Source organism: Deltaproteobacteria bacterium (assembly GCA_016234845.1).
In the GTDB taxonomy this organism is placed as follows: Bacteria; Desulfobacterota; Deferrimicrobia; order Deferrimicrobiales; family Deferrimicrobiaceae; genus JACRNP01.
This window is the reverse complement of sequence record JACRNP010000040.1, coordinates 1-5,573: the sequence shown is the minus strand read 5'-3', so window position 1 is coordinate 5,573 and position 5,573 is coordinate 1. Positions and strand designations below refer to the sequence as shown.

General features: G+C 68.2%; 5 protein-coding genes and 1 tRNA gene. 1 reads left to right on the top strand and 5 read right to left on the bottom strand.

The window, feature by feature from the left end:
- Window positions 1-197: 197 nt before the first annotated feature.
- A tRNA-Leu gene (locus tag HZB86_03820) sits at window positions 198-282 on the bottom strand.
- A 204-nt stretch (window positions 283-486) separates the two neighbouring features.
- Between HZB86_03820 and HZB86_03815 the strand changes: the two genes are divergently transcribed.
- Complete coding sequence (locus HZB86_03815) at window positions 487-2,325, top strand: NapC/NirT family cytochrome c (protein MBI5904666.1); 1,839 nt, start codon at window positions 487-489, stop codon at window positions 2,323-2,325.
- Window positions 2,326-2,358: 33 nt separating this feature from the next.
- Here HZB86_03815 and HZB86_03810 read toward each other — a convergent pair whose 3' ends face one another.
- The 4 genes from HZB86_03810 to HZB86_03795 all read right to left on the bottom strand — a co-directional run.
- On the bottom strand, window positions 2,359-3,588 hold the full coding sequence (locus HZB86_03810; protein MBI5904665.1) for a DNA polymerase IV: 1,230 nt from the start codon (window positions 3,586-3,588) through the stop codon (window positions 2,359-2,361).
- 6 nt (window positions 3,589-3,594) lie between these two features.
- The gene (gene lipA, locus HZB86_03805; protein ID MBI5904664.1) at window positions 3,595-4,437 is read right to left on the bottom strand and encodes a lipoyl synthase; all 843 of its coding nucleotides are present in this window, start codon (window positions 4,435-4,437) and stop codon (window positions 3,595-3,597) included.
- Window positions 4,434-5,060, bottom strand: a complete 627-nt coding sequence (lipB, locus tag HZB86_03800; GenBank protein ID MBI5904663.1) for a lipoyl(octanoyl) transferase LipB — start codon at window positions 5,058-5,060, stop codon at window positions 4,434-4,436. The genes lipA and lipB overlap by 4 nt, the downstream gene beginning before the upstream one ends.
- Before the next feature lie 16 nt (window positions 5,061-5,076).
- The coding region (locus HZB86_03795) for a 2-oxo acid dehydrogenase subunit E2 (protein ID MBI5904662.1) at window positions 5,077-5,573 on the bottom strand (497 nt) is incomplete at its 5' end.

The window sequence follows — 5,573 nt, the reverse complement described above, 5'->3', positions numbered from 1 at the left end:
TGGGGCATAAGGACATCAAGACGACGATGATCTATATAGACATGGCGAATCCTCACATCCGGGATCAAGTGGAAAAGCTCAACGCGGTCGTCATCCCTGAAGAGAAACGCCCCAAATCTGCCCCAAATGACAATCTCGTAGAGGAAAAGCAAAAAAAGGGAACCCGGAAAAAACCGGATTCCCTTTCTGATTCTTTATGGTGCCGAAGGGGGGACTCGAACCCCCACGGGTTTCCCCACCACCCCCTCAAGATGGCGTGTCTGCCAGTTCCACCACTTCGGCACGCTGTGGAAAAAAACATAGTAGCGGCGCGGTCGCATAAAATCAAGACGGAGATGGGAGCGGAGGTGCGGGCGGAGGAACGGCGGGCGCCGGCGGCGCGATCCGATTCGCGAAAGAGAATCCCGATCGCAACGTTCCCCTTCACAAACCGGCCGCAACCCGGTACTCTCAGGGGCTAAATCCTTTTCTTTCGGGGGCGTCGGAATGGCGGAGGAAGAACGGATCAGTCGGGGCGGCCTGTACCGGAACGTGGTCAGTTTCTTCGGGGCGCTCGTCGCCGGCGGGAGCCTCCTTCTCATCGTCTTCACTCTTGCGCTGGAGTACAGCTTAAAGCGCCACAGCCCGTACCTCGGGATCTTCACCTACATGGTCTTCCCCGCCTTCTTCGCCGTCGGCGCCGCGCTTTTCGTCTACGGGATGCGGCGGGAAGGGATGCGCCGCCTCCGCGAGGGGTCCGACGAGGCGCTCCCCTACCCGCGCGTCGACCTGAACGACCCGGTCCACCGGAAGCGGTTCAGCTACGTCGTCCTCGGCGGGACCTTCACGCTGATCTTCATGTCGTTCGTCACCTACAACGCGTTCCTCTACACCGAGTCGGTTTCCTTCTGCGGGACGCTCTGCCACAAGGTGATGGAGCCGGAGCACGCCGCGTACCTCGCCTCCCCGCACGCCAAGGTGCGGTGCGTGGACTGCCACGTCGGCCACGGCGCCTCGTGGTACGTCAAGGCGAAGATCTCCGGCCTGCGCCAGGTGATCGCGGTCTTCACGAAATCGTACCCGCGCCCCATCCCCACCCCGATCGCCAACCTGCGCCCCGCCCGCGAGACGTGCGAGGAGTGCCATTGGCCGGCGAAGTTCTTCGGGACGCAGCTCATGCAGATTCCGCACTTCCGGTACGACGAGAAGAACAGCCCGGAGCAGATCAGCATCGGGGTGAAGACGGGCGGCGGGAGCGCCGCGCTGGGCGGCACCGCCGGGATCCACTGGCACATGCTGATCGAGCGGAAGGTCAACTACATCGCCGTGGACCCGCAGAAGCAGGAGATCCCGTGGATCGAGGTCCGGGACACCAAGGGCGTCCTGCTCGAGGAGTACACGAGCCTCGACTTCAAGGGGAGCAAGCAGGAGCTCTCGCGGATCCCCAAGGACGAGATGGACTGCATGGACTGCCACAACCGGCCGACCCACATCTTCTTCCCTCCCGAGTTCGCGGTCGACCGGGCGATGTCGTCGGGGCTCATCCCGCGGACCCTGCCGTGGGCGAAGAAGGTCGTGGTCGACGCGCTGGTCGTCGAATACCCCAACCGCCCCAAGGCCCACGAGGGGCTGAAAAGCGACATCGAAGGTTTCTACGCGAAGAAGTACCCGGCCGTCGCCGAAGCGCGCAAGGCCGACGTCGAGAAGACGGTGCGGACCGCCATCGACATCTACGACCGGAGCGTCTTCCCCGACATGAAGGTGAACTGGAAGACGTACCCGTCCAACATCGGCCACCGGAACTGGCCCGGCTGCTTCCGCTGCCACGACGGCCGCCACGTTTCGAAGAGCGGCAAGACGCTCAGCATGGATTGCGACGAGTGCCACACGATGCCGGAGCGCGGGCCGCTGATGCCGCTGGGCGCCGTGTCCCACACGCAGAAGATGCCGTGGCACCCGGTGGAACTCAAAGGGAAGCACGCGCGGATCCTGTGCAACCGGTGCCACTCGGCCGGATACCGTCCCCCCTCCGACTGCTCCGAGTGCCACAAGTTCGACACCTCCGCGCCGATGATGAAGATGGCGTGCACCGACTGCCACCAGAAGCCGGGGGAGGCAAGGCCCGTCAACGCCTGCAAGGATTGCCACGACAAGCAGCACGGGCTGCACCTGAAAGGCGCCCACAAGGAGTCGAACTGCGAGGATTGCCACAAGCCCCACACGTGGGCGATCCGGGGGCGCGACCGGTGCCTCGAGTGCCACAGCGACATGAAGGACCACAACGCGTCGAAGGGCGCCTGCACGACCTGCCACTCCTTCCGGGAGGCGGCCGCGAAGAAGAAGTAGCCGGACGGGGGAACGGCGCGGCCCGGGGAGAGGCTACTCCCCGGGCCGCCCGTCGTCCGGAAGCGCCCCCGGCACGATCCCCTTTCGCCCGAACTTCTCCCGGATCCGGTCCACCGCCCGGTTCAGCCGTTCCTTCTTTTCCGGGTCCACGACGCCCGCTTCCGGCCGCTTCCCTCCCCCCGGCGGGCGAAACAGGGAGAGCTGCTCCAGACGGTCCCCCTTCCGCTCCTCCGCGGCGGGAGAAAGCTTCGACACCGAGATCCCCAGCAGGCGGACCGGCCGCGCGCCCGCCTCCGTGTCCCCGAGCAGATCCAGCGATACCCGGTAGAGCGTCCCTCCGTCGTCCGTGGGGTCCGCCAGGGTCGCCGCCCGCGTCACCTGCACGAAGTCGTGGTACTTCACCTTCAGCGTGATCGTCCTCCCCCGGACCCCGTGGCCGCGCAACCGCGCGGACACCCGGTCCGAGAGGGAGAGGAGCTCCCGCCGCATGGCGCCCCGCTCCCGGAGATCGCGGTCGAACGTCTCCTCGTGTCCGATCGACTTCGCCTCGTATTCGGTCTCCACGGGGCGGTCGTCGATTCCGCGCGCGAGGCGGTGCAGGTGGCTCCCATGGGCGCCGAAGGAGCGCGAAAGCTCCCGTTCCGGGACGCGCCGCAGGTCGCCGATCGTGCGGACCCCCCGGCGGAACATCTCCCGCTCCGTCACCTTCCCCACGCCCCACAGCTTCCCCACGGGAAGCGGATCGAGGAACGCCAACTCGTCCCCCGGGGGGACGACGGTGAGGCCGTCCGGCTTGCGGAGGTCCGAGGCGATCTTGGCGATGAACTTGCTGGATGCCACTCCCGCGGAGACGGTCAACCCGGTCTCCTCCCGCACCGCCGCCTTGATCCGGCGGGCCGTCTCCTCCGCGGAGCCGAAGAGGCGCTCGCACCCCGTGACGTCGAGGAACGCCTCGTCGATGGAGAGCGGCTCGACCAGCGGCGTGAACCGCCGGTAGATCCCGAACACCTTCTCCGACTCCTCCTTGTACCGGTGCATGCGGACCGGGAGGAAGATCCCCCCGGGGCAAAGCCGCTTCGCGGTCGCCGCGGGCATCGCCGAGTGGACGCCGAACTTCCGAGCCTCGTACGAGGCGGCCGCGACGACGCCCCGCCGCTCGCTCCCCCCGACGATGACGGGCAATCCCCGAAGGGACGGGTCGTCCAGCGTTTCGACGGAGGCGTAGAACGCGTCCAGGTCCAGGTGGATGATCGAGCGCGGCATCCGCGGTCAGGCGGGCTTGTAGGAACTTCGGACCAGGGGCCCGGAGAGCACCCTGGAAATGCCGATCGCACGGGCCACGGCGGCGAGCGCGGCGAACCGCTCCGGCGAAACGTACTCGGCCACGGGGAGATGGTTCCGGGTGGGGGGAAGGTACTGCCCCACGGTGACCGACCGGACCCCCGCGCCGAAGAGGTCGCGGAACACGTCGGCGACCTCCTCTTCCGTTTCCCCGAACCCCACCATGATGCCGGATTTGAGCGGGAGCCCGGGGGAGATCTTCGACGCCCGCCACAGCAGTCCGATGGACCGGGCGTACTCCGCGCCGCGGCGCACCACCGGGTAGAGGCGCGGGACCGTTTCCACGTTGTGGGCCAGCACGTCCGGGGCGGCGTCGACGACCGTCCGAAGCGCGTCCCCGTCCCCGGCGAAGTCCGGAACGAGCAACTCCACGGCCGCCTCCGGCGCCATCCGCCGCAGCGCCCGCGTCACCTCCGCGAAATGGCCGGCCCCGCCGTCCGGAAGGTCGTCGCGCGTGACGGAAGTCACCACCACGTGGCGCCACCCGAGCTCGGCCGCGGCGCGCGCCACCCGCTCCGGCTCCGTCGGGTCCGGCGCCCCCGGCGTTCCGGCCGCAACGGAGCAGAACGCGCACCCGCGCGTGCAGATCCCCCCCAGCAGGATCACCGTCGCGGTCCCCGCCCCCCAGCACTCCCCGACGTTGGGGCAGAGCGCATCCCGGCAGACCGTCCGCAGGCCCTGACGGGCGAGGACCGCCCCCACCCGCTTCACCTCCCTCCCGGAAGGGGCGCGGACCTTGAGCCAATCCGGACGTCTTCCCGGCCCGCTCATGCGAATCCCTCGAGGCGCGTCCCGCAGGCGCGGGAGACGGCGTTCCGGACCGCTTCCATCGGCGGGGCGCTCCCCTTCTCCATCGCGATCGAGGTCGCTTCGCGCCCTTTCAGGCCGCAGAGGTGGATGCGCCGGAACCAGGACAGGTCGGTCGTGACGTTCAGCGCGAAGCCGTGGTAGGTGACCCACTTCCGGATGCCGACCCCGATGGAGGCGATCTTCCGTTCTCCCGCCCAGACCCCCGTCAGCCCGGGGAGCGTGCGCGCATCCACCCCGAACTCGGCGAGCGCCGCGATCAGCGCCGCCTCGACGGAACGGACGAACCGGTGGACGTCCGGCTTCTCCATGAGGAAGATGGGGTAGCCGACGAGCTGGCCGGGCCCGTGGTAGGTGATGTCGCCGCCCCTGCCCACCCGCTCGACGGACACGCCCTCCCGCGCCAGCGCGTCCCGGGGGACCAGCAGGTTCGCCTCGTCCCCGGCCCTTCCGAGGGTGAAGACGTGGGGGTGCGTCAGGAGGAGGAGGGTGTCGGGGAGCTGCCGCCGCGCGCGCCGGTCGACGTAGTCGAGCTGGAGGTCGAGCGCTTCCCGGTACGGAATCTCCCCCAGCCAGACGGTTTCCATGGGAACGCCCCTTCCGCTACGAGAACGCGCCCGCCTCGAGGATCTCCCGGACCCGGAACAGGAAGGCGTTTCCCGCCACGCCGTCGATGATCCGGTGATCGTACGCCATGCACAGGTACATCATCGGGCGGATGACGATGGAGTCCTCCCCGTCCGCCGTGATCACCACGGGGCGCTTCACGAGCTGCCCCATCCGCAATATCCCCACCTGCGGCTGGTTGATGATCGGCGTCCCGAAGAGGTTCCCCTTCGCTCCGGGATTGGTGACGCTGAAGGTCCCGCCGGACAGCTCGTCCGGCGAGATCTTCCCGGCCTTCGCGCGCGCGCCGAACCCGTCGACCTCGGCCGCGATCTCCGTAAGCGGCTTCCGGTCGGCGTTCCGCAGCACCGGGACGAGCAGCCCCTTCTCGGTGTCCACCGCCACGGAGATGTGGATGTCTTTCTTGAGGATCGTGCTCTCCCCCGACACCACGGCGTTCACGATGGGGAACTCCCCCAGCGCCTTCGCCGCCG